Source organism: Rhodoferax sp. RT5P35 (assembly GCF_056521385.1).
Genome location: NZ_JBWMAX010000011.1, coordinates 86,504 through 112,930 on the forward strand (window position 1 = coordinate 86,504; position 26,427 = coordinate 112,930).

The following is a 26,427-nucleotide window of genomic DNA, read 5'->3' on the forward strand; positions in this document are numbered from 1 at the left end:
CGGTGGATACGTTGTGGAAACATACCACCGTCTTGTTGGATGAAGCAGTTGATGCTCTTCTCGACAAGCCGGACTCTTCAACCCACAGCGCCGATGGCGCTGTGGCTACTTACGTCGATGCTACTTTCGGTCGCGGCGGGCATTCGCGCCTGCTGCTGTCCAAGCTTGCCCCCCAAGATCGTCTGATCGCCTTCGACCACGACCCGGAAGCCATTGCCGAGGCGGCGACCATTACCGACCCGCGGTTTTCCATCCGCCACCAGGGCTTCCGCCATCTGGACACCTTGCCCGACGCCAGTGTGGCAGGGGTATTGATGGACCTGGGTATCAGTTCGCCGCAAATCGACAACCCGGTGCGTGGCTTTAGTTTTCGATTCGACGGCCCACTGGACATGCGCATGGACCCCACGCGCGGCGAGAGTGTGGCCGAGTGGCTGGCAACAGCCGAGGTTCAACAGATCGCAGAGGTGGTACGTGACTACGGTGAAGAACGGTTTGCTGGGCCCATTGCAAAGGCGATTGTTGCTCGCCGACAAGAACGCGGCCCTCTATCAACCACCACTGAACTGGCCGAGCTCGTGGCTGGCACGGTCAAAACCCGCGAGGCGGGCCAAAACCCTGCAACGCGGACATTTCAGGCTTTTCGGATTTTCATCAATGCCGAGCTGGAGGAGCTGCAACACGCGCTGAACGCCAGTCTGCGGGTGCTGCAGCCGGGGGGGCGTCTGGTGGTCATCAGCTTCCATTCCCTCGAAGACCGCATCGTCAAGCAATTCATTGCCAAGCATGCGCGCGAGGTGGTGGACCGTCGGGCTCCGAGCTGGATGCTGGGCGGCACCACCCAGATGAAGCTGGAGGCCTTGGGCCGGGTCAAACCCAGCGCGGCCGAAGTGGCGGGCAACAAGCGCTCGCGCAGCGCGGTAATGCGTGTGGCACGCAGGACGGCCGCGCTATGACGCGGTTGAACTTGGTGTTGATGCTTGCGGTGATCGCCAGTGCGTTGTACCTGGTACGGGTGCAGTACGACTCGCGCAGCCTGTTTGTCGAAGTAGACCGGGCGATTGCGCTGTCGCACAAGCTGGAAATTGAAAACGAGCGCCTGCAGGTCGAAAAGCGCGCCCAGGCCACGCCTTTGCGCGTGGAGAAACTGGCCAAAGAGCAACTGCAAATGCGCACCAGCACCCCGGCCATCACCCAGTACGTGACGGTCGCTGCCGCGCCCGCCTCTTCCGCCAACTCCGCCAGCACGGCCGCAGGGAAGGCACCATGAGCCGCAGCGTCCGTTATACGTCCAGCCCCTTGCTGGCCAGCAGAACGCCGGTTTGGCGCAGCAAGCTGGTGGTCGCCGCCATTGCGATCGGCTTTGTCGGCTTGGCCGCGCGCGCCGCCTACATCCAGGTGATTGGCAATGCGTTCTTTCAGCGCCAGGGCGAAGTGCGTTTTGCCCGCACGTTGGAGTTGCCGGCCAACCGCGGCCGCATTCTGGACCGTAATGGCCTGATTCTGGCTTCCAGCGTGATCGCACCCAGCGTCTGGGCCATTCCCGAGGACGTGGACAACGACCCCGAAAAAATCAAGAAACTCGCCAAGCTGCTGGAGATGCCGCTGGCCGACCTGAAGAAAAAGCTAGACGAAGACAAGAGCTTTGTGTGGATCAAGCGCCAGGTGGACGAGCCCATCACCCAGGAGGTGGCGGCGCTCGGCATCAAAGGCATTTACCTGCGCAAGGAATACAAGCGCCAATACCCCGAAGGCGAGGCGATTGCCCACGTGGTGGGCTTCACCGACGTGGAAGACAACGGCCAGGAAGGCATCGAGTTGGCTTTCAACAAGGATCTGGGCGGCAAGCCCGGCTCGCGCCGTGTCATCAAAGACCGCATGGGCCGGGTGGTAGAGGATATTGGCGACCAGGTGCCCCCGGTGGATGGCCGCGAAATCCAGCTCAGCATCGACAGCAAGGTGCAGTTTTTTGCCTACCAGAAGCTGCGTGATGCCGTGCTGGCCAACAAAGCCAAGGCTGGAAGCGTGGTGGTGCTTGATGCCATCACTGGCGAAGTGTTGGCGCTGGCCAACTACCCCAGCTATGTGCCTGATAAACGCAAGAATTTGACCGGCGAGCAACTGCGCAACCGCGCGCTGACCGACACCTTCGAGCCAGGCTCCACCATGAAGCCCATCACCGTGGGTATGGCGTTGGAGGCGGGCCGCATCACGCCGCAAACCGTCATCGACACCTCGCCGGGGCGCTACACCGTTACCGGCTCCACCATTACCGATACCCACAACTATGGTGCGCTGACGGTAGAGGGCGTGATCCAGAAATCGAGCAACGTGGGCGCCACCAAAATCGCCCAGCGCATGACCCCGCACGAAATGTGGGACACCTATACCGCCGTCGGCTTTGGGCAGAAGCCGCAAATCAGCTTCCCCGGCGCGGTGTCGGGCCGTCTGCGGCCCTGGAAGACCTGGCGGCCCATCGAGCAGGCCACCATGTCCTACGGCTACGGCTTGTCGGCGTCCCTGTTCCAAATGGCCCACTCGTACACCGTGTTTGCCCACGACGGCGAAATCATCCCGGCCACCATGCTCAAGACAGACGAACCGGCGGTGGGCGTGCGGGTGTTCTCGGCGCAAAACGCCGCCGCCATCCGCAAAATGCTGCAAATGGCCGCAGGCCCTGGCGGCACCGGCCCGTTGGCGCAGACCGTGGGCTATTCGGTGGGCGGCAAATCTGGCACGGCGCACAAGCAGGTCGGCAAAGGCTACGCCAGCAACAAATACCGCGCCTGGTTTACCGGCATGGCCCCGATCAACAAGCCGCGCATCATCGTCGCCGTGATGGTGGACGAACCCAGCGCAGGCTCCTATTTCGGTGGCATCGTGGCGGCCCCGGTGTTCAGCGAAGTGGTGCAGCAAACCCTGCGCATGATGGGTGTGCAGCCCGACCTGGACGTAAAAGCCCAGGTGGTCTCCAAAGCGGTCGACGAGTCGTTCTGATGTTGCAACTCCATACCCCCGTCGAGGCCGTGGCCTGGTTGCGCAGCCGGGTCATCGGCAGCCTGCAGGTGGATAGCCGCGCCATCCAACCCGGTGATGGCTTCATCGCCTGGCCGGGTGCCGCTGCCGATGGCCGCCAGTTTGTGCAGGCCGCCCTGACCCAGGGTGCGGCCGCTTGCCTGGTGGAGCAAGAAGGTAGCGAGGCCTTTGGCTTTACCAGCGATGCGGTCGCCAGCTATGCCGGCCTCAAGGCCAGCACCGGACTGATTGCCGCCGCTTACTGCCAGCAGCCCAGCGAAAGCCTGGACGTGCTGGCCGTGACCGGTACCAACGGCAAAACGTCCACTGCATGGTGGTTGGCACAGGCGCTATCAAAAACAGAGCTATATGCGCATACTCCCTGTGCGGTAGTGGGCACTTTGGGCATTGGAATTCCGCCCGACGTGCTGGCCACCGGCCTGACCACGCCCGACCCGGTGCGCTTGCAGCAGGCCTTCCGCGGTTTTGTGGACCTGGGCCTGGGCGCGTGCGCCATTGAGGCATCCAGCATCGGCGTGGTCGAGCGCCGCCTGGACGGCACCCGCATCCGCGTCGCCGTGTTTACCAACTTCACCCAGGACCATCTGGACTACCACGGCAGCACCGAAGCCTACTGGCAAGCCAAGGCCGAGCTGTTCCGCTGGCCGGGTCTGCAGGCCGCCGTGGTGAATGTAGACGACCCACAAGGTGCGGAGTTGGCCGCATCCCTTACCGACATTAGCGGCCTGGATGTGTGGACGCTGTCCTGCAGCCATAGCGCGCGCCTGCAGGCCGACAACATCCGCTACGAAGCCGGAGGCCTGTGCTTTGAGGTGGTGGAGGGCGGCGCACGCCACAGCCTGCGCACCGCCGTCATCGGCCAGTACAACGTAGCCAACCTGCTGGGCGTGATCGGTGCCATGCGCGCCGTGGGCGTGCCGCTGGCTGAGGCTGTGCAGGCCTGCCATGGCCTGCTGCCGGTGCCGGGGCGCATGGACTGCATCAACCCACCTGGTCAGCCGCTGGTGGCCATCGACTACGCCCACACTCCCGACGCGCTGGACAAAGCCTTGTTGGCCTTGCAGCCGTTGGCGCAGGCGCGTGGTGGCAAGCTGTGGTGCGTGTTTGGCTGCGGTGGCGACCGCGATGCCTCCAAGCGCCCGATGATGGCCGCCGTGGCCGAGAAGCATGCCGACTTGGTGCTGGTCACCAGCGACAACCCGCGCAGCGAAAAGCCCGAGCACATCATCAGCCAGATTTTGCTGGGCCTGAGCCACAACGCCTGCGTGCACGTGCAGGCCGACCGCGCCCAGGCCATCGCCGAAGCCGTCGCCCAGGCAGCACCCGCCGATGTGCTGCTGCTGGCGGGCAAGGGTCATGAAACAACGCAAGAAGTGGCGGGCGTGAAGCATGCCTTCTCGGACAAAGCCCATGCCGAAGCCGCCCTGGCGCGCCGCCCTGCCAAAGGAGCCGCCGCATGATGACGCTGCAACAAGCCTTGGCTCTGCTGCCAGGCGCACGGCTGGTGGGTGACAGCACGGTTGCCATCACCCGTGTGCACAGCGATACCCGCAGCCTGCAAGCTGGCGACCTGTTTGTGGCTCTCAAGGGCGACACCTTTGATGCCAACACCCTGCTGGCCCAGGCGCAAGCCAGTGGTGCCGTGGCCGCCTTGTGCCACTCCGGCTACGCGCTGCCCGGTCTGCCGTGCATCGAGGTGGCAGACACCCTGGCCGCACTGGGCACGCTGGCCACCGGCTGGCGCGCCCAGTTCCACCTGCCGCTGATAGCGGTGACCGGCAGCAACGGCAAAACCACCGTCACGCAAATGGTGGCCAGCATCCTGCGCGCTGCCCAGCCCGAGGCCTTTTTGGCCACCCAGGGCAATTACAACAACGCCATTGGCGTGCCGCTGACGCTGCTGCGCCTGCGCGCCCACCACCGGCTGGCCGTGGTCGAGCTGGGCATGAACCACCCCGGCGAGATTGCGCTGCTGGCCACCATGGCCCGGCCCACGGTGGCCCTGGTCAATAACGCCCAGCGCGAGCACCTGGAATTCATGCAGACGGTGGAAGCCGTGGCCCAGGAAAACGGCAGTGTGCTGGCGGCACTGGCCGCTGACGGCGTGGCCGTGTTTCCGGCGGACGACGCATTCACCCCCCTGTGGCAGGTGCTCAGCGCTCCGCGTCGCCGCCTGCAATTTGCGCTGGATGCTGCAGACGTGACCGCCGCCACCCCGCTGTGGGCCGATGGCGCTTGGCAAGTCCATGCCCACACCCCTGCCGGGTCGTTGGACTACGCCTTGCACATCGCAGGCCTGCATAACGTGAAGAATTCGTTGGCGGCTGCCGCTTGTGCCCTGGCCGCCGGTGTACCCCTGGCCGCCATCGCCCCAGGGCTGGCAGCGTTCGAGCCAGTCAAAGGTCGCTCCAAGGCGCTGGCCTTGCAGATCGAAGGCCGCAGCCTGACAGTGGTGGACGACAGCTACAACGCCAATCCCGATTCGGTACAGGCCGCGATTGCCGTACTCGCCGCTTTGCCCGGCCCGCGCCTGCTGGTGTTGGGTGACATGGGCGAGGTGGGCGAGCAGGGCCCTCAATTCCATGCCGAAGCCGGTGCCTACGCGCAAGCTTGCGGCATCGAGCAGGTTTTGACTTTGGGCACGCTCGCCAAATACCTGACCCCGTTTGGGGCTAGGCATTTCGACAGCATGGACGCGCTCTTGGCCGGTGTGCAAGCCCAGTTGCCGCATACGGCCAGCCTGCTGGTCAAGGGCTCGCGCTCCATGCAGATGGAACGGGTCGTGGCCTTCATCGCCGCATACGTACAAAAACAACAACATTCCGAGGATTCCCCCCGTGCTGCCTAGTCTTGCCCAGTGGTTGCAAACCCTGTCACCCGAGTTCGGGTTTTTTCGCGTGTTCCAGTACCTCACGTTCCGTGCGGTGATGGCCGCCATGACGGCGTTGTTGATCGGCGTGGCTGCAGGCCCGGCGGTGATTCGCCGCCTGGCGGCGCTGAAGATTGGCCAGCCCATCCGCGGCTACGGCATGGAAAGCCACCTGGCCAAGCAGGGCACGCCCACCATGGGAGGCGTGTTGATTCTGCTGTCCATCGCCATCTCGACCCTGCTGTGGGTGGATTTAAGCAACCGGTTCGTGTGGATTGTTCTGCTGGTCACCCTGGGCTTTGGGGCGATTGGCTGGGTGGACGACTGGCGCAAGGTGGTCAACAAAGACCCCGAAGGCATGCGTTCGCGCGAGAAGTACATGTGGCAGTCGCTGATCGGCGTGGTCGCTGCGCTGTACCTGGTGTTCAGCATTTCCGAAAACTCCAATATGCGCGTGCTGGAGCTGTTCTTCAGCTGGGTCCAGTCCGGCTTTGACCTGAGCCTGCCGCCCAAGGCCGGCCTGCAACTGCCCTTTTTGAAAGAAGTCAGCTATCCGCTGGGTGTGCTCGGCTTTGTGGTGTTGACCTACCTGGTGATTGTGGGCTCCAGCAACGCGGTGAACCTGACCGACGGCCTGGACGGCCTGGCCATCATGCCGGTGGTGCTGGTGGGCTCGGCGCTGGGTGTGTTTGCTTATGTGACGGGCAGTGCGGTGTATTCCAAATACCTGTTTTTGCCGCATATCACGGGTGCGGGCGAACTGCTGGTGTTCTGCACGGCCATGGCCGGCGCCGGGCTGGCTTTTCTGTGGTTCAACACCCACCCGGCCCAGGTCTTCATGGGCGATGTCGGCGCACTGGCGCTGGGTGGGGCTTTGGGTACCGTGGCAGTGATCGTACGCCAGGAAGTGGTGCTGTCCATCATGGGCGGCATCTTCGTGGTTGAGGCTTTGTCGGTGATGCTGCAGGTGAGTTGGTTCAAGTACACCAAGAAGAAATACGGCGCGGGTCGGCGCATTTTGAAAATGGCTCCACTGCACCACCACTTTGAGAAAAGCGGCTGGAAGGAAACCCAAGTCGTCGTGCGTTTCTGGATCATCACCATGCTGCTGTGCCTGGTGGGCCTGTCTACCCTCAAGCTGCGCTAGCACCATGCGGCACTTGCAAGACCTCCCCGTGTTGATCCTGGGCCTTGGTGCGTCCGGCCTGGCCATGGCGCGCTGGTGTGCCCGGCATGGCGCGCAGGTCACGGTGGCCGACACGCGCGAGGCCCCGCCCCAGTTGGCGACTTTGCAGGCCGAAGTGCCCAGCGCGCAGTTCATCGCCGGTCCGTTCAACGCGGCCCTGGCGCAGGGTGTGCGCGCCGTGTACCGTTCGCCCGGCCTGTCGCCCGAAGTACTGGCCCCGGTGCTGGCCGAGGCGCAGCGCGCGGGTGTGCCTGTCGGCGGTGAGCTGACCCTGTTTGCCCGGGCGCTGGCCGATATGCGCCAGGTCGCACCCGATACACCTGCTACAGAGCTGCAGCCTGAGCGGGAGGACGAGGAGGTCTTGCCGTCGGAAGACGACGAAGCCCCCGCGGCCATCGCCGCACCCGCTATACCACTGGGTTACCAGCCCGCCGTGTTGGCCATCACTGGCACCAACGGCAAGACTACGGTGACCTCGCTCACCGGCCAACTGGTGGCCCACGCCGGTAAAACCGTGGCGGTGGCCGGCAACATTGGCCCCACGCTGCTGGATACGCTGGCGGCCCATATGGCCGCAGACACCTTGCCCGAAGTCTGGGTGCTGGAGCTGTCCAGCTTCCAGCTCGACGCGGCCCAGGGCTTTGAGCCCACCGCCGCTGCCGTGCTCAACCTTACCCAAGACCACCTGGACTGGCACGGCAGCATGCAAGCCTACGCCGCAGCCAAGGCCCGTGTTTTTGGCCAGCATGCCCTGATGCTGCTGAACCGCGAAGACCCCGGTGTGATGGCCATGCTGCCCGAGCCGATCCGCGTGCGCCTGCAAAAGCCCCAGTTGCGCCGCCACACCACCTTTGGCGGCGACATGCCCCAGCGCCCTGGCGACTTCGGCATCGAAGTGGTCAACGGCATGGCGTGGCTGGTGCGTGCCCTGGAGGCGGATGAAACCAAGCGCAAACGCAGCGAAGCCGCAGACGACCTGTACATCCAGCGCCTGATGCCCGCCGACGCATTGCGCATCCGGGGCCGCCACAACGCCGTCAACGCCCTGGCCGCACTGGCTTTGGCCACGGCAGCAGGCTGCGCGCTGGCCCCCATGCTCTACGGCCTGCGCGAATACCGGGGCGAGCCGCACCGGGTCGAATCCGTCGACACCGTGCGCGAGATCGAATACTTTGACGACAGCAAGGGCACCAATGTCGGAGCCACTGTGGCCGCGCTGAATGGCCTGGGGGCCGAGCGCCGCATCGTTGCCATCCTGGGCGGAGAGGGCAAGGGCCAGGACTTCACGCCGCTGGCCGCACCCGTGTCGCGCTACGCCCGCGCCGTGGTGCTGATCGGCCGCGATGCGCAGCAGATCCGCGCGGCACTGGCAGATGCGGGTGTCGCCCTGGTCGATGCCGACAGCATGGCCCAGGCAGTGCAGTTGGCCAGCCAGCGCGCCCACCCGGGCGATGCCGTGCTGATGTCGCCCGCCTGCGCCAGCTTTGACATGTTCAAAAATTACGAGCACCGCGCCCAGGTTTTCATTGAAGCTGTCATGGCCTTGGCCGATGCAGGGGAGGGCGAGGCATGAGCACCTTGTCTTTGCGCCTGCCTGCGCGGTTCCGCGACTGGTTCAAGGGCCTGCCCAAGGCGGCGGCCGATGCCTTGCCGGTCAAGCTCGGGGCCAGCGGCTTTTCGCGCACGCCCAGCCAGCCGCAGCGGGTGCATGGCTTCGACCAGCCCTTGCTGTGGGTCACGGTGACACTGCTGGCCTGGGGTCTGGTAATGGTGTATTCGGCATCCATTGCCATGCCCGACAACCCCCGCTTCGCCAAGTACGACCACAATTTCTTCCTCATCCGGCACGCCGCGTTTTTGTGCGTAGCCTTTGTGGCCGCGTTGATCGCGTTCCAGGTACCGATGCGCACCTGGGAGCGCTGGGCCCCGTGGCTATTTATCGTTTCGCTGCTGCTGTTGATCGCAGTGTTGATTCCGGGCGTGGGCAAGGTGGTCTACGGCGCGCGGCGCTGGCTGCCCCTAGGGGTGATGAACTTTCAGCCGTCCGAGATGGCCAAGTTTGCCGTGGTGGTGTACGCGGCCGACTACATGGTGCGCAAGATGGACGTGAAAGAGAACTTCTGGCGCGCCGTCTGGCCCATGGGTGCAGCGGTGGGTACCATCGGCGTGCTGCTGCTGGCCGAGCCCGACATGGGCGCGTTCATGGTGATCGCCGTGATCGCCATGGGCATTTTGTTTTTGGGTGGTGTAAACGCCCGCATGTTCTTCCTGATCGCCACCGTGCTGGTGGGGGCCTTCAGCATGATGATTGCCTTCAACGACTACCGCCGGGCGCGCATCTTTGCCTATCTGGACCCCTGGAGCGACAGCAATGCGCTGGCCAAGGGTTACCAGCTCACCCACTCGCTGATCGCCATCGGCCGGGGCGAGATCTTTGGCGTAGGCCTGGGCGGCAGCATCGAAAAACTCAGCTGGCTGCCCGAGGCGCACACCGACTTCTTGCTGGCCGTGATTGGCGAAGAGTTCGGCCTGGTCGGCGTGATCACGGTGATCTGCCTGTTCTTCTGGCTTATCCGCCGCATCATGCACATCGGCCGCCAGTCCATTGCGCTGGACCGCCTGTTTGCCGGGCTGGTCGCGCAGGGCGTAGGCCTGTGGATGGGCTTTCAGACCTTCATCAACATGGGTGTGAACCTGGGCGCACTGCCCACCAAGGGGCTGACGCTGCCGCTGATGAGCTTTGGCGGGTCGGCAATTTTGTGGAACCTGGTGGCGTTGGCCGTCGTCCTTCGGGTGGACTACGAAAACAGGCAACTCATGCATGGAGCCCGTGTATGACGCAGCGCTGCGCACTAGTGATGGCCGGTGGCACCGGGGGGCACATCTTCCCCGGCTTGGCCGTTGCCGAGGCCCTGCGCGCCAAAGGTTGGCGCGTGCACTGGCTGGGCGTGCCTGGCAGCATGGAGCAGCAACTGGTGCCACCGCGTGGTTTTGCCTTTGAATCGGTTGCATTTGGCGGCGTGCGCGGCAAGGGTCTGGGCACGTTGCTGCGCCTGCCGCTGCGGCTGGCACAAGCCTGCTGGCACAGCGCGCAGGTGCTGCGCCGCGTCCAACCCGATGTGGTAGTGGGCCTGGGTGGCTACATCGCTTTTCCTGGCGGTTTGATGGCCTGGCTGCTGGGTAAGCCGCTGGTACTGCACGAGCAAAACTCGGTCGCCGGGTTGGTCAACAAGCTGCTGGCGAGGGTGGCCAAACGGGTGTTTACGGCGTTTCCAAATGTGTTGCCCCACGGTGTGTGGGTCGGCAACCCGCTGCGGTCCGAATTCCTGCACCAGCCTGACCCGGCCACCCGCTTCGCCAACCGAGCCGGGCCCTTGCAGGTGCTGGTGGTCGGCGGCAGCTTGGGGGCCAAGGCTTTGAACGACACCGTGCCCCAGGCGCTGGCCTTGCTGCCCACTGCGCAGCGGCCCCAGGTGCGCCACCAAAGCGGAGCCAAGCAGATGGAGGCCTTGCGCGCCAGCTATGCGGCAGCCGGAGTGCAGGGCGATTTGACCCCGTTTATCGACGATGCCGCAGCCGCCTACGCGCACGCCGACCTGGTGATTTGCCGCGCCGGTGCCAGTACCGTGACCGAGCTGGCGGCGGTGGGCGTGGCCGCGTTGTTCGTGCCTTTCCCGGCGGCGGTGGACGACCACCAGACCACCAATGCCCAGTTTTTGGTGCAGGCAGGCGGCGGCATGCTGGTGCAGCAGCGTGACCTAACGGCGCAGGGTTTAGCCCAAATGCTACAAAAATTAGAGCGGCATGCACTGGTGAAATATGCGCTAGAGGCCAAAAAGATGCAAAAAATAGGCGCTACCGAAGCCGTAGTCGCTGCCTGTGAGGAACTGGTATGAAACACGCCGTACGCCACATCCACTTCGTCGGCATCGGCGGCTCCGGCATGTCGGCCATTGCCGAGGTGCTGCACAAGCTGGGCTATGTGGTTTCTGGCTCTGACCAGAGCGACAGCGCCACCCTGCGCCGCCTGGGTGACCTGGGCATCACCACCTTCATCGGCCATACGCCCGAGAACGTGGCCGGGGCGGATGCCATCGTCACATCCACCGCCGTCAAGGCCGACAACCCCGAAGTGCTGGCCGCGCGCGAAAACAAGGTGCCCATCGTGCCGCGCGCGCTGATGCTGGCCGAGCTGATGCGCCTGAAGCAGGGCATTGCCATCGCCGGAACCCACGGCAAAACCACCACCACCAGCCTGGTGGCCAGCGTGTTGGTCGAGGCCGGGCTGGACCCCACCTTTGTGATCGGTGGCCGCCTCAACAGTGCCGGGGCCAATGCCCGCCTGGGTACCGGCGACTACATCGTGGTCGAGGCCGATGAGTCGGACGCGTCCTTTTTGCACCTGCTGCCGGTGATGGCGGTGGTGACGAATATCGATGCCGACCACATGGAAACCTACGGCCACGACTTCAACAACCTCAAAAAAGCTTTCGTCGATTTTCTGCACCGTATGCCCTTTTACGGCACGGCGATTTTGTGCACCGACGACCCCGGCGTGCGCGCCATCGTGGACCAGGTGACCAACCCCGTCACCAGCTACGGCTTTGAAGAAGGCGCCCAGGTGCGGGCCGTGGACGTGCGCGCCGTGGGCGGCCAGATGCATTTCACCGTGCAGCGCCGCAATGGCGTGGTGCTGTCCGACCTGGACGTGGTGCTGAATCTGCCAGGCCGCCACAACGTGCTGAACGCGCTGTCGGCCATTGCCATCGCCGCCGAGCTGGACCTGCCCGATGCCGCCGTGCAGCGCGCGCTGGCAACGTTCGAAGGCGTGGGCCGCCGCTTCCAACCGTACGGCGAGCAGCCTGCCAAAGACGGCGGCAACTTCACCCTGGTAGACGACTATGGCCACCACCCGGTCGAGATGGCGGCCACGCTGTCGGCTGCGCGCGGCGCGTTTCCGGGCCGCCGCCTGGTGCTGGCATTCCAGCCGCACCGCTACAGCCGCACCCGCGACTGCTTTGAAGACTTTGTGCGGGTGATTGGCGAGGCCGATGTGGTGCTGCTGGGCGAAATCTACGCCGCCGGTGAGGCCCCCATCGTTGCGGCCGATGGCCGGGCGCTGGCCCGTGCCCTGCGCGTGGCGGCCCGGGTGGAGCCCGTTTTTGTGGACGATATCGCCACCATGCCGCAGGCGATTGCCGATATCGCCCGAGACGGCGACGTGGTGCTGTGCATGGGTGCAGGCTCCATCGGTGCCGTGCCGGGCAAGGTGGTTGATTTGCTATCGAAAAAAGAGCTGCTTACGCAGGTGGAATAAGCGCTATGACTCTAAATTTTTTAAATATGAGCGACTCAGGGCCGCCCCAAGGCGTGAACACCCCCCGGGGGGGCAGCGTAGTACGCGGAGCGACAAGCGGGGGGGCAACATTAGGAAAAGTGGCTGTGCTGATGGGTGGAGCTTCTGCCGAGCGCGAAGTCTCCAAAATGTCGGGCACCGGCGTACTGGCCGCGCTACGCAGCCAGGGTGTGGATGCGCATGCCTTTGACCCGTCGGAGCGCGATCTGGGCGACTTGAAGCGCGAGGGTTTTGCCCGCTGCTTCATCGCCCTGCATGGCCGCTTCGGCGAAGATGGCACGGTGCAAGGCGCGCTGGAGCTGCTGGGCATTCCGTACACCGGCTCGGGCGTGATGGCTTCCAGCATTGCCATCGACAAGGTGATGACCAAGCGCATCTGGCGTGCTGAAGGTTTGCCGACCCCCGGCTGGTTCGAGGTGGACAGCGCGGCCGCGGCCCGTGCAGCGTTCGCCACGCTGGGTGCACCCATGATCGTCAAGCCCGCCCGCGAAGGCTCCACCATCGGCCTGACCAAGGTGCTGTCGCTGGACCAAGTGGATGCCGCCTACGCGCTGGCTGCGCAGCTCGACCCGGCGGTGCTGTGCGAGCAGTTCATCCGCGGCGACGAAGTCACCATTCCGCTGCTGGGCACCGGCGCCCAGACCGAGGCGCTACCGGTGGTGCGCATAGTGGCTCCAGAAGGCAACTACGACTACCAGAACAAATACTTCACCGACACCACCCAGTATCTGGTGCCCTGCGGCCTGCCCGAGGGCGAAGAGGCCGCTATCCAGGCCCTGGTGCGCAAAGCCTTTCTGACCCTGGGCTGCCGCGGCTGGGCCCGTGCCGACGTGATGATCGACGCCGCCACCCGTAAGCCCTACTTGCTGGAGATCAACACCGCCCCCGGCATGACCAGCCATTCGCTGGTGCCCATGTCGGCCCGCGCCGCAGGCATCAGCTATGAAGCCCTGTGCGTGCGCCTGCTGCAAACCGCGGCGCTGGACTACGGAACCCCGACGGCCTGAGCATGCAAAAAGTCGCCCCCCCCATGGACGTGAAACTCATGAACGCCACCGCTACGGTGCTGTTCCTGGGCGCGCTCGTCCTCGGGCTGGTGGCGCTGGTGCAATGGACGGCACGCCAGCCGCTGTTTGCCATCCGTGGGATTTCGGTGGTGGGCGATGTGGTGCACAACAACGATGTCACTTTGCGCGCTAACTTGGGCGGCAAGATCAAGGGCACGTTCTTTACCGTGGACCTGAACGCCACCAAGGCTGCCTTTGAGGCCGTGCCCTGGGTGCGCAGGGCGGTGGTGCGGCGCGAGTTCCCAAACCGCCTGCGGGTGGTACTGCAAGAGCAGCAGGCGGCTGCGTACTGGGGCGACGACAGCGAGTCGCGCCTGCTCAATACCTTTGGCGAAGTGTTCGAGGCCAACGTGGGCGAGGTAGACCACGACGACATGCCCCGCCTGGACGGTCCGGTGGAGCAGGCGGGCCAGATTCTGGGCATGTACCACACGCTAGCCCCCTTGCTGGCACCGCTGGACATGGCGCTGGACCAGTTGACCCTGACCAAACGCGGCGGCTGGCGCATGCAGACCGATGCCGGTGGCGAGGTTGAACTGGGCCGTGGCACGGCCGAAGAAATTACCCAGCGCGTGCAGCGCTTTATCGGCACCGTGGCCCAGGTGGCCAAGGAATATGGCCGTACGGTGGATGCCGTCGAGCAGGCCGATCTGCGCTACACCGAAGGTTACGCCTTGCGCTTGCGCGGCGTGACCACCTTGGCCGCACCACTGCCGGTGCCCAAGACCAAGACAACAGGACATTGAATTACAGGACGCACTATGGCAAAAGAGTACAAAGATTTAGTCGTCGGGGTGGACATCGGCACCGCCAAGGTGATGGTGGTGGTGGCCGAGGTACTGGCGGGCGGGGAGCTGAAGCTGGCCGGTTTTGGCGTGGCCCCCAGCAACGGCCTCAAGCGCGGTGTAGTGGTGAACATTGACGCCACCGTGCAGAGCATCCAGATGGCGCTGAAAGAGGCCGAGCTGATGGCCGACTGCAAGATCTCGCACGTCTACACCGGCATCACCGGCAGCCACATCCGCGGCATCAACTCCAGCGGCATGGTGGCGGTGAAAGACCGCGAAGTCACCGCTGCCGATGTAGCCCGCGTGGTGGAAACCGCCAAGGCCATCCACATCTCTACCGACCAGCGCTTGCTGCTGGTGGAGCCGCAGGAATTCATCATCGACGGGCAGGACGTGAAAGAGCCCATCGGCATGAGCGGCATCCGCCTGGAGGCCAAGGTGCATATCGTCACCGGGGCGCAAAGCGCCGCCGAGAACATCATCAAATGCATTCGCCGCTGCGGCCTGGATGTAGACCAGCTGATGCTGAACCCGCTGGCCAGCAGCCTGTCGGTGCTGACCGAAGACGAGCGCGAACTGGGCGTGGCCCTGGTGGACATTGGCGCGGGCACCACCGACGTGGCCATCTTCACCAACGGTGCGATCCGCCACACCGCCGTCATCCCGATTGCCGGGGACCTGATCACCAGCGACATCGCCATGGCCCTGCGCACGCCCACCAAGGACGCGGAAGACATCAAGGTCGAAAGCGGCTACGCCAAGCAGTTGCTGGCCGACCCGGAAGCCCAGGTGGAAGTGCCCGGCCTGGGCGACCGCGGCCCGCGCATGCTGAGCCGCCAGGCACTCGCCGGGGTGATCGAGCCGCGGGTAGAAGAGATTTATTCGCTGGTGGCCCAGGTCATCCGCGAGTCGGGCTTTGAAGAAGTGCTGTCCAGCGGCATCGTGCTCACCGGCGGCAGCGTGGTCATGCCCGGCATGGTCGAGCTGGGCGAAGACATCTTTTTGAAACCGGTGCGCCGTGGCGTGCCCAAATACCGGGGTGCGCTGTCCGACATGGTCTCGCAGCCCCGCGCCGCCACCGTGATGGGCCTGCTGGAAGAGGCCCGCATCGGCCGTGCCCGCGGCTTCAAGGTGGCGCAAAAAAACGGCTCCATGAAGACCGCGGTGGGCCGCGTCAAAGACTGGTTTGTAGGGAACTTCTGACCATGCGTACTACCCACACCCCCCACTCCTTTCCGCGTGGCAGCCCAGCACCCATGGCCTTGTGGCGATGGCGAACTTGCCATCCACCCTGGTCCCCGGTCAACCCCGTTTCGTTTTTTGAATCTTGCAACAACAGCACCCCATTGACACCATGAAGGAGAACCACATGCCTATCGAAATGATTGAAGTCGAAGAATTTAACCTGGGCACCCAGATCAAAGTGATCGGTGTCGGCGGCGGCGGCGGCAATGCCGTGGAGCACATGATTGGCTGCAACGTACAGGGCGTGGAGTTCATCAGCGCCAACACCGACGCGCAGGCCCTGGGCCGCAGCGTGGCGCACAAGACCATCCAGCTGGGCCTGAGCGGCCTGGGCGCAGGCAGCAAGCCTGACAAGGGCCGTGAAGCCGCCGAACTGGCCGTGGACGACATCCGCGCCGCTATTGCTGGCGCGCACATGCTGTTTATCACCGCCGGCATGGGTGGCGGCACCGGCACCGGCGCGGCACCTGTGATTGCCCGCGTGGCCAAGGAAATGGGCATTTTGACCGTGGGCGTGATCACCAAGCCGTTCGACTTCGAAGGCCCAAAACGCATGGCCAATGCCGACAACGGCCTGGCCGAGCTGGAAGCCAATGTGGATTCGCTGATCGTGGTGCTGAACGAGAAACTGCTCGAAGTGCTGGGCGACGACGTGACGCAGGACGAAGCCTTCGCCCACGCCAACGACGTGCTGAAAAACGCTGTCGGCGGTATTGCTGAAATCATCAACGTGCCCGGCCATGTGAACGTCGACTTCGAAGACGTGCGCACCGTGATGGGTGAGCCCGGCAAAGCCATGATGGGTACCGCCGTGGCCGACGGACCTGACCGCGCCCGCATCGCCGCCGAGCAGGCAGTTGCTTGCCCGCTGCTGGAAGGCATCGACCTGTCGGGTGCCAAGGGCGTACTGGTGCTGATCACCGCCGCCAAGGGTTCGCTCAAGCTGAACGAATCCAAGCTGGCCATGAACACCATCCGCGCCTACGCATCGCCGGACGCGCATGTGATCTACGGCACGGCCTACGACGACAGCCTGGGCGAGAAAATCCGCGTGACCGTGGTGGCCACAGGCCTGAGCAAACGCCGTGTAGCGGCCCCGCTGCAAGTGGTGGTGCAGCGCACCGGCACCGACAACGTAGGCTTCACCCTGCCGGTACAAGGCAACAGTAACGGCATGGGGGGCATGGGCAACGGCCAGCCCGACTACGAGTCGCTGCGCGGCCCAGCGGTGTGGCGCACGCCCAACCGCACCCAGGCCAGCGCCCGGGTGGACGCACTCTCGTCGGGCGGCATGGACGACTACGAGATCCCCGCTTTCCTCCGTAAGCAAGCCGATTAAGGGTCTTCACCCACCGATCTCGCACCTGTGGCGGGATCGGCGGGAATGCCTTTTCTCGATCTCAGCCATCAACATTGCTGATCGTGGGCGATAGGCCTGCCAACTAAAATCGCTCCATGCTTCAGCAACGAACCCTCAAGTCCCTTACCAAAGCCGTGGGTGTGGGCGTGCACAGCGGCCAGCGGGTCGAACTGACGCTGCGCCCGGCGCCACCCGATACCGGCATTGTGTTTCGCCGTACCGATCTGCCGGTGCCGGTAGACATTGCCATGACGGCCACCTCGGTGACCGATACGCGCATGGCCACCACGGTGTCGAGCGGCACGGCCAAGGTGTCTACGGTGGAGCATCTGATGTCGGCCTGCGCGGGTCTGGGCATCGACAACCTGATTGTGGAAATCACCGCTGAAGAAGTACCCATCCTGGATGGCTCCGCTGCGGCCTTTGTGTACCTGCTGCAAACGGCGGGTATCGAGCTGCAAAAAGCCCCACGCCGCTTCATCCGCGTGACCCAGCCGGTAGAAGTGCGCGAAGGCACGGGCACGGCAGAAAAGTGGGCCCGGCTGGAGCCGTACCACGGCTACAAGCTGAGTTTTGACATCATTTTTGACCACCCCGCAGTGGATTCCACCGGCCAGCATGTCGAGTTCGACCTGGGATCTGACTCCTACACCCGCGACATCGCCCGCGCCCGCACCTTCGGCTTCACCCGCGATGCCGAGATGCTGCGCGCCAACGGCCTGGGCCTGGGCGGTGGCATGGACAACGCCATCCTGATGGACGACTACAAGGTGCTCAACGCGGGCGGTCTGCGCTACGACGATGAATTCGTGAAGCACAAGGTGCTGGACGCGATGGGCGATATGTACATGCTGGGCAAGCCCTTGCTGGCCAGCTACAGCGCCATGAAGTCTGGCCACGCGCTGAACAACAAACTCATCCGCGCGCTGATGCTGAACACCGAGGCCTGGGAAATCGTCACGTTTGACGATGCCTCCAAGGCCCCCGCAGGCTTCGCCCAACTCGCCCGGGCTTGGTAGCTCCATGCTGCTGTTCCGCTGGGCCATCCTGTTCCTGCTGCTGGGCGCCGGTGTGTCCTTCGCCTTCTATGTCGGCACGCGCGACCGCCGTTACTTGCGCTGGGGCTGGGTGGTTTTGAAATGGACGCTGCTGGCGGCGTTTGGTTTCTTCACGGTGTTAATTCTCGAACGCCTGGCTTAACAAAGGCCAGCGTAGCGAAGCCCCTTCGTGGACGGCGCGGAGCTGGCTCTGCCAGGCCGCTGCAGTTGCCCCCTGCAAGGGGGTTGGCGCAAGATGCGAAGCACTGCAGCCTGGGGGTGTACTAATTAATCCGGCCGTCGCGGTACATGCCGCTGGTCTTGCGGGTCAGTGGTGTGGCCTGCGCCAACCGGGCCATCGCATGCCCCACATGGGCGTGGGTGATGGCCATGCCCAGGGCATCCGCGGCATCTTTGCCGGGCAGCACGGGCAACTTCAACAACCGTTTCACCATTTCCTGCACCTGTGTCTTGTCGGCCCGGCCATGGCCAACCACGGCTTTTTTCATTTGCAGCGCGGTGTACTCGTGCACCTGCAAATTGCTGTGCCCCAGCGCCGCCAGGCTGGCCCCGCGTGCCTGGCCCAGCAGCAAGGTGGACTGCGGGTTGACGTTCACAAAGATGATTTCCACCGACGCGGCATCCGGCTCGTAGCGGGTACAGACCTCGCAAATCCCGTCAAACAGAATCTTGATGCGCGCAGGCAGCTGCCCCAGGTCCAGGTGCGTGGTCTTGATGGTGCCGCTGGCCACGTAGCCCAGGTTGGAACCATCCACGTCGATGATGCCGAAGCCTGTAGTCTGTAGGCCAGGGTCGATGCCGAGAAGTCGCATGCTATTTATTTGAGAGCTGATTGTGCAAGTAGAGTATGCGCTACAGCCTGAAAAACCACCGAACCGAGTGGAAAAAGATCGGCGCAGCAAAGCACAGTGCGTCCACCCGGTCCAGCAGGCCGCTGGCACCGGTGATGGACTGGCCCTCGGTGCCCCAGTTGGTGATGCCGCGGTCGCGTTTCAGGGCTTTCATCACCAGGTGGCCAGCGGTGCCCGCCACGCAGGCGATCAGCGCCATGGCCAGGGCCTGGCCGGGTTTGAAGGGGGTGATGCCCGCCAGCAAGCCCCCTACCAGGCCACCGGCGGCTACGCCCATGCCCCAGCTGGTCCAGTTGAAACTTTGGCTGATGTGCGGCGCGCGCGGTGGCCGTTGGAGCTTGCGAGAGGCCAAGTGCTGCACCAGCATGCAGGTCTGCACCACCAGCACTAAAAAGAAGACCAAAAAGGCACTTTTGTCGGCGTAGCCGGGGATTTCCAGCCTCACCAGCGCCGGGATGTGGCTGGTGCCGTACACGCAGACCATGATGCCCCACTGCATCTTGGCGTTGCGCTCCAGAAAGCGGTGCGGGTCGTCGGCCAGCGCGCCTACCAGCGGCAGGGCCAGAAACACATACACCGGGATGAACACCGTGAACAGGTCGAAGTACCGCCCGCCGACCAGCCAGAACTGCACCGGCAGCACCACAAAAAACGCCAGGATCAGGCTGCGGTGGTCGCCCCGGTGGGTGGGCGACAAGGTGATGAATTCGCGCAGCGCAAAAAACGCCACCAGGCCAAACAAGGTGATGGCAAACCAGCCGCCCAGCACCCAGCCCAGCCAGAAGGTGGCGGCCATGAACCAGGTGTTTTTCATGACCCGGCGCAGGTCGTTCAGGTTGGAGCCAAACGCGGCCTTGAAGGCTCCGTCGTCGCGTTCGCGCAGCGACACCAGCAGCAGCGCGGCGCTGGCCAGGGATAGCACGCCAAACACCAGCAAAAACAGCGCAGCCACCTGCTGGCTGCCACTGAGCGCACGTAGAAACTGGTTCATATGTCTCGCAGGGCAATCACGTTCAGCCGCGCCCGGTCCAGAAACGCCCGCCGCTCCTCACCCGGCTGCACCTGCATCGGTGTGCCAAAGGTCACCGAGCACAGCACCGGCACCGGAATCACCTCGCCCTTGGGCATGACGCGCTGCACGTTGTGGATCCAGGTGGGCACCAGCACCACCTGCGGAAACTGCACCGCCAGGTTGAACAGCCCGGCCTTGAAGGGCTGGGGTTCGGGCGCAAAGCCCCGCGTACCTTCGGGGAACAGAATGATGGAGTCACCGCTCTCCAGCGCGTCCACGAGTGGCTCCAACGGGTCTTGCTCGCCAGTCCGCACCCTATCCACGTACACCGCGTTGAACACCGCGCTGGTCAGCCATTTCTTGAAGCGCGACCCGGCCCAATAGTCTTTGGCGGCGATGGGGCGGGTGATGCTGCGCAGCTCGGTGGGCAGCGCCGCCCAGATCAGGACCAGGTCGACGTGGCTCTGGTGGTTGGCAAAATAAATACGCTGCTCGGCCTTGGGCGGGCAGCCGTACCAGCGGGCCTGGGCCCCGGTGAGCAGCCGCACGATGCCTAACAAAATGAAACTGGTGAACTTGGCGAGCATGGCAGCGATGATAGACGGGCAGGGTGACTCGACCCGCGTTTTATGTATAAAAAGTGCTTCTGGCGCACTGTCTATCTGCACTTTTAGCTATGAAATATGTAGTATTTTCTAACAAATCAAGGGAAAGCCCTAGTATTCATAATTTATTAATTAATGAAAAATTACTACTCTCAACGCGGCATGGTGCTGCGCTGAACCCAACCTTTGCCCAGGCCTCCCAAACTTGTGAGGCGGCAAATCCAGGAGACAGATTGATGATGAAGCTTTCCAAAGTGGCGCTGGCCATGGCTGTTGTGGTGTCGGCGGGTGCATTGCACGCCGGTGAAGTCGAAGTGCTGCACTACTGGACCTCGGGCGGCGAGGCCAAGTCGGTCGCTGAGCTGAAGAAAATAATGCAGGCCAAGGGCCACGTTTGGAAAGACTTCGCCGTCGCCGGTGGCGGTGGCGACAACGCCGCAACCGTGTTGAAGAGCCGCGTGGTGTCGGGCAACCCACCCGCCGCCGCCCAGATCAAGGGCCCGGCCATCCAGGAATGGGCTGCCGAAGGCGTGCTGGCCAACCTGGACGCCACCGCCAAGGCCGAGAAGTGGGACAGCCTGCTGCCCAAGGCCGTGGCCGATGGCATGAAGTACAAAGGCAACTACGTGGCGGCACCGGTCAACGTGCACCGCGTGAACTGGGTATGGGCTAACCCCGAAGTGCTGAAAAAGGCTGGTGTGGCCGGCATGCCCAAAACCTACGACGAATTCTTCGCCGCTGCCGACAAGATCAAGGCTGCCGGCCTGATCGCCGTGGCCCACGGTGGCCAGAACTGGCAAGACTTCACCACCTTTGAATCGGTGGTGCTGGGTGTAGGTGGTGCCAAGTTCTACAGCGATGCACTGGTCAAGCTCGACCCTAAGGCGTTGAACAGCCCCACCATGAAGACCTCGCTGGAAACCTTCCGCAAGATCAAGGGTTACACCGATGCAGCCTCTGCGGGCCGTGACTGGAACCTCACCACGGCCATGGTGATGCAGGGCAAGGCTGGCTTCCAGTTCATGGGTGACTGGGCCAAGGGCGAGTTCTTGGCCGCTGGCAAGGTGCCAGGCAAGGACTTCCTGTGCGCGGCCGCCCCCGGTACGGCCACGGCCTACACCTACAACATCGACTCGTTCGCCATGTTCAAGCTCAAGTCCGCCGATGCGCAAAAAGCCCAGGGCGACCTGGCTGCCGCCATCATGGGCACCGAGTTCCAGGAAATTTTCAACCTGAACAAGGGCTCGATCCCGGTGCGTTTGAATATGAACCTGGACAAGTTTGACGACTGCGCCAAGCAGTCGGCCAAGGACTTTGTCAGCACCGCCAAGACCGGCAGCCTGCTGCCGTCCATCGCCCACGGCATGGCCGTCAGCCCCGCGGCCGAAGGTGCTATCAAGGACGCGGTGAGCCAGTTCTGGAACGACGACAAGATCAGTGTCGATGCGGCCATGAAGAACATCGTGGCGGCTGCTGCCACCAAGTAAATCGCGCTTTTTAAAGCCATCCCCCATCCCGCATTGCCGGGCTGGGGGTTTTAATTTTTAAGCCGTGAATTGTGAGAGCCTCCCCCCATGAAACCAAATTTTGAGCAGGCACTGCCCAAGCTGGTGATTGCGCCCGGCTTTGTGCTGGGCTTTGCCTTTATTTACGGGCTGATGATCTGGAACGGCGTGCTGTCCATGACCGCGTCGCGCATGCTGCCCAACTACGACGAATTCGTCGGTCTGGCCCAGTACGCCAAATTGTTCGAAATGGACCGCTGGTGGCTGGCCCTGAAAAACCTGGGCATCTTCAGCGTGCTGTATGTGGGCGGCGCGATGCTGATCGGCATGGCCCTGGCCATTGTGCTGGACCAGAAAGTCCGCGCCGAAGGCCTGCTGCGCACCATTTATTTGTACCCCATGGCGCTGTCGTTCATCGTCACCGGCACGGCCTGGAAGTGGATGCTCAACCCCAGCCTGGGCTTGGAAAAGCTGATGCACGACATCGGCTGGAGCAGTTTCAGCTTTGACTGGCTGGTACAAAGCGACACCGCCATTTACTGCGTGGTGATTGCGGGCATCTGGCAATCGGCCGGGTTTGCCATGGCCTTGTTTTTGGCGGGCCTGCGCGGCATCGACGACAGCATCATCAAGGCGGCGCAGATCGACGGTGCCAGCCTGCCGCGCATCTACTGGCGCATCATTTTGCCCATCCTGCGGCCGGTGGTGTTCTCCACCATCATGGTGTTGTCGCACCTGTCCATCAAAAGCTTTGACCTGGTAATGGCCTTGACCGGCGGCGGCCCCGGCTACGCCACCGACGTGCCCGCCACCTTCATGTATGTGATGAGCTTTACCCGCGGCCAGATTGGCCTGGGTGCCGCCAGCGCCACCATGATGCTGGCCACGGTGGCGGCCATCGTGGTGCCCTATTTGTACAGCGAACTGCGGAGCAAACCCCATGATCGGTAAGAACCTTTCCCGTGTGCTGGTCTACGGCGTGCTGTTCATCGCTGCGCTGTTTTTCCTGGCACCGATGTATGTGATGCTGGCCACCTCGTTCAAGGACGCGGAAGAAATCCGCAGCGGTAACCTGCTCAGCCTGCCGCACGGCCTGAACTTCGAAGCCTGGACGCTGGCCTGGTCCAGCGCTTGCACCGGCACCGACTGCCGGGGCCTGCAGCCCTTCTTCTGGAACTCGGTGCTGATCGTGGTGCCTGCGGTGATCATCTCCACGCTGTGGGGCGCGATCAACGGCTACGTGCTGAGTCTGTGGAAGTTCAAGGGCAGTGAAGTGCTGTTTGGCTTCATGCTGTTTGGCGTGTTCATGCCGTTCCAGGTGGTGCTGCTGCCCATGAGCCAGATTCTGGGCTGGCTGGGCATTTCCAGTTCGGTGTACGGTCTGATTTTTGTGCACTGCCTGGCCGGCCTGGCGGGCACCACGCTGTTCTTCCGCAACTACTACGCCGCCATTCCCAAAGAGCTGGTGAATGCCGCGCGCATCGACGGTGCGGGCTTCTGGCGCATTTTCATCCGCATCATCGTGCCACTGTCCACACCCATCGTCATGGTCACGCTGATCTGGCAGTTCACCAACATTTGGAACGACTTTTTGTTTGGCGTGGCCTTCAGCGGTGCCGACAGCAAGCCCATCACCGTGGGCCTGAACAACATGGTCAACACCACCAGCAGCGTGAAAAACTACAACGTGGACATGGCGGCTGCCGTGATCGCGGGCCTGCCCACCATCCTCATTTACGTGCTGGCAGGCAAATTCTTCGTTAAAGGACTCACAGCCGGTGCTGTGAAAGGTTAATTTATGGCATCCGCACTCAAAATTTCTGGCATCCGCAAAACCTTTGGCAGCGGCGACAAAATGGTCGAGGTGCTCAAGCGCATCGACATCGACGTGGCCCCGGGCGAATTTCTGATCCTGGTCGGCCCGTCCGGCTGCGGCAAGTCCACGCTGCTCAACATCATTGCCGGGCTCGAAGAACCCACCGAAGGCGACATCCGCATCGGCGACCGCAACGTGGTGGGCGTGGCCCCGGCCCAGCGCGACATCGCCATGGTGTTCCAGAGCTACGCGCTGTACCCCACCATGAGCGTGGCCGAGAACATCGGCTTCGCGCTGGAGATGCGCAAGGTGCCCAAGGCCGACCGCGAAAAGCGCATCAACGAGGTAGCGGCCATGCTGCAAATCACCCACCTGCTGGACCGCCGCCCCGCCCAGCTCTCGGGCGGCCAGCGCCAGCGCGTGGCCATGGGCCGGGCCCTGGCGCGCAAGCCGCAGCTGTTTTTGTTTGACGAACCGCTGAGCAATCTGGACGCCAAGCTGCGCGTTGAGATGCGGGCCGAAATCAAGCGCCTGCACCAGGTCAGCGGCATCACCAGCGTCTATGTGACCCACGACCAGATCGAGGCCATGACCCTGGGCAGCCGCATCGCGGTGATGAAAGATGGCGTGCTGCAGCAACTCGGCACCCCCGACGACATCTACAGCCGCCCTGCCAATACCTACGTGGCCAGCTTCATCGGTTCGCCCACTATGAATTTAATAGCTGGCCGTGCAGGAACTGCGGACGCTAGCGGTCAATTTTCTATACAAGGCGCGCATTTGCCGCTGGACTGCCCGCTGCCCGGCGTGGACACGCTGCTGGGCCTGCGCCCCGAGCACATCGCGCTGGCCGATACGGCAGGCTGGCGCGGCGAGGTCAGCCTGGTGGAGCCCACCGGGGCTGACACCTATGTGGTCGTTAAGACCGAGGCCGGCCTGGTCACCGTGCGCACCGCGCCGCAGGTCAGCGTCCGGCCCGGCGACACCGTTGGCCTGCACGTGGCGGCTGCGGATGTGAGCTGGTTTGATGCGAAAAGCGGTGTGCGTATGTAGTGCCTCCGGTCACTTCCCTGTTTTCAGGGAAAACACCGGTGTTATTTATTTTTAATTAATAAATACTTAATAAATCTGGGTGGTGCATTGCAGGCCCGGATGCAGGGGGCAAGGCCATGGCTGCGCCCACACCCTCACCGGCACGGACCTGGGGCATAGAACCTCGGGCTGGCCGGTGATTCGACTACCAAAATGACAGGAGACAAAAATGAAAAAGACAATCATGGGCTTGGCGCTGGCCGCCGCTTTCAGTGGTCAGGCTATGGCGCAGCAAAGCGTCGAAGTGCTGCACTGGTGGACCGCCGGTGGCGAGGCCGCGGCGCTGGGTGTGCTCAAGGGCAACCTGGAAAAGCAGGGCATCAAGTGGAACGACATGCCCGTTGCCGGTGGCGGTGGCGAGCAGGCCATGACGGCTGTGCGTGCCCGCGTCACCGCAGGCAACCCACCCACCGCCGTGCAGATGCTGGGCTTTGACATCCAGGACTGGGCCAAGCAAGGCGTGCTGGCCGACCTGAACGACGTGGCCGCCAAAGAAGGCTGGGACAAGACCGTGCCCGCCGCGCTGCAACGCTTCTCCAAATACAACGGCAAGTGGGTCGCCGCACCGGTCAACGTGCACTCCACCAACTGGGTCTGGGCCAACAAGGAAGTGCTGGCCAAGGCCGGTATCACCTCCGACCCCAAGACCTGGGACGAATTCATTGCCGACGGCGAGAAGCTGCAAAAAGCCGGCTTCATCGCTCTGGCCCACGGCGGCCAGCCTTGGCAGGAAGCCACCATGTTCGACGGCGTGGTGATCTCTACCGGCGGTGTCGATTTCTACCGCAAGGCTTTCATCGACCTGGACCCGAAATCCCTGAACTCGCCCACCATGCTGAAGGCCTTTGACCGCATGTCGCAGCTGCGCAAGCTGGTGGACAAAGACTTCTCCGGTCGCGACTGGAATGTGGCCGCAGGCATGGTCATCAGTGGCAAGGCCGGTTTCCAGATCATGGGGGACTGGGCCAAGGGCGAGTTCATCGGTGCCAAGAAGGTGCCGGGCAAAGACTTCTCCTGCTTCCGCGTACCCGGTACGCAGGGCGTGGTGTCGTTCAACTCCGACCAGTTCGCCATGTTCAAGGTAGGAGCCGACAAGGTGGCCGCCCAGACCAAGCTGGCCTCGGCCATCATGGAGCCCGGTTTCCAGTCGGCCTTCAACGTCGTCAAGGGCTCGGTGCCTGCGCGTACCGACGTGTCCGACAAGGACTTTGACGACTGCGGCAAGAAGGCCATGAAAGACTTCGCCGAAGCCAACGCCAAGAACACCTTGGTCGGCTCCATGGCGCACGGCCACGCCGTGCCTGCATCCATCAAGAACGCTTTCTACGACGTTATCACCCGCCACTTCAACGGCCAGATCGACTCGAAGAAAGCCGTTGTGGAACTGGCCGCTGCCGCGAAAAGCTGAACACCCCCAGGCTTCGCTGCGCTACGCCAACCCCCTTGCAGGGGGCGATACCAGTGGCTCGGCAAAGCCGGTTCCACGGTATCCCTGGAAGGGAAGCGTGCGTCTGAGCCTTGGTTGGGTGGTTGACAAGAGGCTCAACCTACTCGCAGAGCGGGTTTTCGCCCTGTTCTTGT

24 protein-coding genes are annotated in these 26,427 nt (G+C 63.4%); 21 read left to right on the top strand and 3 right to left on the bottom strand.

The window, feature by feature from the left end; genetic code table 11:
• Positions 1-2: 2 nt before the first annotated feature.
• The 16 genes from rsmH to AC097L_RS17580 all read left to right on the top strand — a co-directional run bounded on the left by rsmH (position 3) and on the right by AC097L_RS17580 (position 18,107).
• Positions 3-956 carry a 16S rRNA (cytosine(1402)-N(4))-methyltransferase RsmH gene (gene rsmH / locus AC097L_RS17505; protein ID WP_479587816.1) on the top strand — a complete coding sequence of 318 codons (954 nt, stop codon included), beginning with the start codon at positions 3-5 and terminating at the stop codon, positions 954-956.
• A complete protein-coding gene (ftsL, locus tag AC097L_RS17510; RefSeq protein ID WP_479587817.1) occupies positions 953-1,270 on the top strand; it encodes a cell division protein FtsL in 318 nt (105 codons plus the stop codon). The genes rsmH and ftsL overlap by 4 nt, the downstream gene beginning before the upstream one ends.
• Complete coding sequence (locus AC097L_RS17515) at positions 1,267-2,997, top strand: peptidoglycan D,D-transpeptidase FtsI family protein (protein WP_479587818.1); 1,731 nt, start codon at positions 1,267-1,269, stop codon at positions 2,995-2,997. The genes ftsL and AC097L_RS17515 overlap by 4 nt, the downstream gene beginning before the upstream one ends.
• Positions 2,997-4,496 (top strand): UDP-N-acetylmuramoyl-L-alanyl-D-glutamate--2,6-diaminopimelate ligase, encoded by a 1,500-nt coding sequence (locus tag AC097L_RS17520; RefSeq protein ID WP_479587819.1) that lies wholly within the window; start codon positions 2,997-2,999, stop codon positions 4,494-4,496. The genes AC097L_RS17515 and AC097L_RS17520 overlap by 1 nt, the downstream gene beginning before the upstream one ends.
• Positions 4,493-5,884 carry a UDP-N-acetylmuramoyl-tripeptide--D-alanyl-D-alanine ligase gene (locus tag AC097L_RS17525; RefSeq protein WP_479587820.1) on the top strand — a complete coding sequence of 464 codons (1,392 nt, stop codon included), beginning with the start codon at positions 4,493-4,495 and terminating at the stop codon, positions 5,882-5,884. The genes AC097L_RS17520 and AC097L_RS17525 overlap by 4 nt, the downstream gene beginning before the upstream one ends.
• Entirely contained in the window at positions 5,874-7,052 is a 1,179-nt protein-coding gene (gene mraY / locus AC097L_RS17530; protein ID WP_479587821.1) for a phospho-N-acetylmuramoyl-pentapeptide-transferase, read from the top strand. The genes AC097L_RS17525 and mraY overlap by 11 nt, the downstream gene beginning before the upstream one ends.
• Positions 7,053-7,056: 4 nt before the next feature.
• Positions 7,057-8,664, top strand: a complete 1,608-nt coding sequence (murD, locus tag AC097L_RS17535; RefSeq protein ID WP_479587822.1) for a UDP-N-acetylmuramoyl-L-alanine--D-glutamate ligase — start codon at positions 7,057-7,059, stop codon at positions 8,662-8,664.
• A complete protein-coding gene (ftsW, locus tag AC097L_RS17540) occupies positions 8,661-9,929 on the top strand; it encodes a putative lipid II flippase FtsW (RefSeq protein WP_479587823.1) in 1,269 nt (422 codons plus the stop codon). The genes murD and ftsW overlap by 4 nt, the downstream gene beginning before the upstream one ends.
• Positions 9,926-10,987 carry an undecaprenyldiphospho-muramoylpentapeptide beta-N-acetylglucosaminyltransferase gene (gene murG, locus AC097L_RS17545; RefSeq protein ID WP_479587824.1) on the top strand — a complete coding sequence of 354 codons (1,062 nt, stop codon included), beginning with the start codon at positions 9,926-9,928 and terminating at the stop codon, positions 10,985-10,987. Before ftsW ends, murG begins: the two co-directional genes overlap by 4 nt.
• Complete coding sequence (gene murC, locus AC097L_RS17550; protein ID WP_479587825.1) at positions 10,984-12,408, top strand: UDP-N-acetylmuramate--L-alanine ligase; 1,425 nt, start codon at positions 10,984-10,986, stop codon at positions 12,406-12,408. The genes murG and murC overlap by 4 nt, the downstream gene beginning before the upstream one ends.
• A 26-nt stretch (positions 12,409-12,434) precedes the next feature.
• Positions 12,435-13,454: a D-alanine--D-alanine ligase gene (locus AC097L_RS17555; protein WP_479587826.1), complete on the top strand. Its 1,020-nt coding sequence runs from the start codon at positions 12,435-12,437 to the stop codon at positions 13,452-13,454.
• A gap of 2 nt (positions 13,455-13,456) precedes the next feature.
• Positions 13,457-14,260: a cell division protein FtsQ/DivIB gene (locus tag AC097L_RS17560; RefSeq protein WP_479587827.1), complete on the top strand. Its 804-nt coding sequence runs from the start codon at positions 13,457-13,459 to the stop codon at positions 14,258-14,260.
• Between the two features lie 15 nt (positions 14,261-14,275).
• The gene (gene ftsA / locus AC097L_RS17565; RefSeq protein ID WP_479587828.1) at positions 14,276-15,505 is read left to right on the top strand and encodes a cell division protein FtsA; all 1,230 of its coding nucleotides are present in this window, start codon (positions 14,276-14,278) and stop codon (positions 15,503-15,505) included.
• 166 nt (positions 15,506-15,671) lie between these two features.
• Positions 15,672-16,886, top strand: a complete 1,215-nt coding sequence (ftsZ, locus tag AC097L_RS17570; protein ID WP_479587829.1) for a cell division protein FtsZ — start codon at positions 15,672-15,674, stop codon at positions 16,884-16,886.
• Positions 16,887-17,002: 116 nt separating this feature from the next.
• On the top strand, positions 17,003-17,926 hold the full coding sequence (gene lpxC / locus AC097L_RS17575) for a UDP-3-O-acyl-N-acetylglucosamine deacetylase (RefSeq protein ID WP_479587830.1): 924 nt from the start codon (positions 17,003-17,005) through the stop codon (positions 17,924-17,926).
• 4 nt (positions 17,927-17,930) lie between these two features.
• Positions 17,931-18,107: a hypothetical protein gene (locus AC097L_RS17580; RefSeq protein ID WP_295958291.1), complete on the top strand. Its 177-nt coding sequence runs from the start codon at positions 17,931-17,933 to the stop codon at positions 18,105-18,107.
• A 121-nt stretch (positions 18,108-18,228) separates the two neighbouring features.
• On the opposite strand, the gene ruvC is transcribed toward AC097L_RS17580, so the two are convergent.
• From ruvC to AC097L_RS17595, 3 genes are read right to left on the bottom strand one after another with little or no spacing between them, the layout of a single operon-like run.
• Entirely contained in the window at positions 18,229-18,777 is a 549-nt protein-coding gene (gene ruvC / locus AC097L_RS17585) for a crossover junction endodeoxyribonuclease RuvC (protein WP_479587831.1), read from the bottom strand.
• A 40-nt stretch (positions 18,778-18,817) separates the two neighbouring features.
• Complete coding sequence (locus AC097L_RS17590) at positions 18,818-19,807, bottom strand: phosphatidate cytidylyltransferase (protein ID WP_479587832.1); 990 nt, start codon at positions 19,805-19,807, stop codon at positions 18,818-18,820.
• On the bottom strand, positions 19,804-20,415 hold the full coding sequence (locus AC097L_RS17595) for a lysophospholipid acyltransferase family protein (protein ID WP_479587833.1): 612 nt from the start codon (positions 20,413-20,415) through the stop codon (positions 19,804-19,806). Before AC097L_RS17595 ends, AC097L_RS17590 begins: the two co-directional genes overlap by 4 nt.
• A 254-nt stretch (positions 20,416-20,669) precedes the next feature.
• On the opposite strand from AC097L_RS17595, the gene AC097L_RS17600 reads away from it, so the two are divergent.
• The 5 genes from AC097L_RS17600 (at position 20,670) to AC097L_RS17620 (ending at position 26,254) form a co-directional block, all read left to right on the top strand.
• The gene (locus tag AC097L_RS17600) at positions 20,670-21,920 is read left to right on the top strand and encodes an ABC transporter substrate-binding protein (RefSeq protein ID WP_479587834.1); all 1,251 of its coding nucleotides are present in this window, start codon (positions 20,670-20,672) and stop codon (positions 21,918-21,920) included.
• Between the two features lie 87 nt (positions 21,921-22,007).
• On the top strand, positions 22,008-22,889 hold the full coding sequence (locus AC097L_RS17605) for a carbohydrate ABC transporter permease (RefSeq protein WP_479587835.1): 882 nt from the start codon (positions 22,008-22,010) through the stop codon (positions 22,887-22,889).
• The gene (locus tag AC097L_RS17610) at positions 22,879-23,733 is read left to right on the top strand and encodes a carbohydrate ABC transporter permease (protein ID WP_479587836.1); all 855 of its coding nucleotides are present in this window, start codon (positions 22,879-22,881) and stop codon (positions 23,731-23,733) included. Before AC097L_RS17605 ends, AC097L_RS17610 begins: the two co-directional genes overlap by 11 nt.
• A gap of 3 nt (positions 23,734-23,736) precedes the next feature.
• On the top strand, positions 23,737-24,807 hold the full coding sequence (locus AC097L_RS17615; RefSeq protein ID WP_479587837.1) for an ABC transporter ATP-binding protein: 1,071 nt from the start codon (positions 23,737-23,739) through the stop codon (positions 24,805-24,807).
• Positions 24,808-25,015: 208 nt separating this feature from the next.
• A complete protein-coding gene (locus AC097L_RS17620; RefSeq protein WP_479587838.1) occupies positions 25,016-26,254 on the top strand; it encodes an ABC transporter substrate-binding protein in 1,239 nt (412 codons plus the stop codon).
• Positions 26,255-26,427 lie beyond the last annotated feature (173 nt).

What these genes read in the sequence shown, in the direction of transcription:
- AC097L_RS17525 (WP_479587820.1), top strand. Translation starts at nt 4,493, where the DNA reads ATGATGACGCTGCAACAAGCCTTGGCTCTGCTGCCAGGCGCACGGCTG.
- AC097L_RS17515 (WP_479587818.1), top strand. Translation starts at nt 1,267, where the DNA reads ATGAGCCGCAGCGTCCGTTATACGTCCAGCCCCTTGCTGGCCAGCAGA.
- AC097L_RS17600 (WP_479587834.1), top strand. Translation starts at nt 20,670, where the DNA reads ATGATGAAGCTTTCCAAAGTGGCGCTGGCCATGGCTGTTGTGGTGTCG.
- AC097L_RS17555 (WP_479587826.1), top strand. Translation starts at nt 12,435, where the DNA reads ATGAGCGACTCAGGGCCGCCCCAAGGCGTGAACACCCCCCGGGGGGGC.
- ftsL (WP_479587817.1), top strand. Translation starts at nt 953, where the DNA reads ATGACGCGGTTGAACTTGGTGTTGATGCTTGCGGTGATCGCCAGTGCG.
- AC097L_RS17620 (WP_479587838.1), top strand. Translation starts at nt 25,016, where the DNA reads ATGAAAAAGACAATCATGGGCTTGGCGCTGGCCGCCGCTTTCAGTGGT.
- lpxC (WP_479587830.1), top strand. Translation starts at nt 17,003, where the DNA reads ATGCTTCAGCAACGAACCCTCAAGTCCCTTACCAAAGCCGTGGGTGTG.
- murG (WP_479587824.1), top strand. Translation starts at nt 9,926, where the DNA reads ATGACGCAGCGCTGCGCACTAGTGATGGCCGGTGGCACCGGGGGGCAC.
- AC097L_RS17615 (WP_479587837.1), top strand. Translation starts at nt 23,737, where the DNA reads ATGGCATCCGCACTCAAAATTTCTGGCATCCGCAAAACCTTTGGCAGC.
- ruvC (WP_479587831.1), bottom strand. Translation starts at nt 18,777, where the DNA reads ATGCGACTTCTCGGCATCGACCCTGGCCTACAGACTACAGGCTTCGGC.
- ftsA (WP_479587828.1), top strand. Translation starts at nt 14,276, where the DNA reads ATGGCAAAAGAGTACAAAGATTTAGTCGTCGGGGTGGACATCGGCACC.
- AC097L_RS17595 (WP_479587833.1), bottom strand. Translation starts at nt 20,415, where the DNA reads ATGCTCGCCAAGTTCACCAGTTTCATTTTGTTAGGCATCGTGCGGCTG.
- murD (WP_479587822.1), top strand. Translation starts at nt 7,057, where the DNA reads ATGCGGCACTTGCAAGACCTCCCCGTGTTGATCCTGGGCCTTGGTGCG.
- AC097L_RS17560 (WP_479587827.1), top strand. Translation starts at nt 13,457, where the DNA reads ATGCAAAAAGTCGCCCCCCCCATGGACGTGAAACTCATGAACGCCACC.
- AC097L_RS17605 (WP_479587835.1), top strand. Translation starts at nt 22,008, where the DNA reads ATGAAACCAAATTTTGAGCAGGCACTGCCCAAGCTGGTGATTGCGCCC.
- AC097L_RS17520 (WP_479587819.1), top strand. Translation starts at nt 2,997, where the DNA reads ATGTTGCAACTCCATACCCCCGTCGAGGCCGTGGCCTGGTTGCGCAGC.
- AC097L_RS17580 (WP_295958291.1), top strand. Translation starts at nt 17,931, where the DNA reads ATGCTGCTGTTCCGCTGGGCCATCCTGTTCCTGCTGCTGGGCGCCGGT.
- murC (WP_479587825.1), top strand. Translation starts at nt 10,984, where the DNA reads ATGAAACACGCCGTACGCCACATCCACTTCGTCGGCATCGGCGGCTCC.
- AC097L_RS17610 (WP_479587836.1), top strand. Translation starts at nt 22,879, where the DNA reads ATGATCGGTAAGAACCTTTCCCGTGTGCTGGTCTACGGCGTGCTGTTC.
- ftsZ (WP_479587829.1), top strand. Translation starts at nt 15,672, where the DNA reads ATGCCTATCGAAATGATTGAAGTCGAAGAATTTAACCTGGGCACCCAG.
- AC097L_RS17590 (WP_479587832.1), bottom strand. Translation starts at nt 19,807, where the DNA reads ATGAACCAGTTTCTACGTGCGCTCAGTGGCAGCCAGCAGGTGGCTGCG.
- ftsW (WP_479587823.1), top strand. Translation starts at nt 8,661, where the DNA reads ATGAGCACCTTGTCTTTGCGCCTGCCTGCGCGGTTCCGCGACTGGTTC.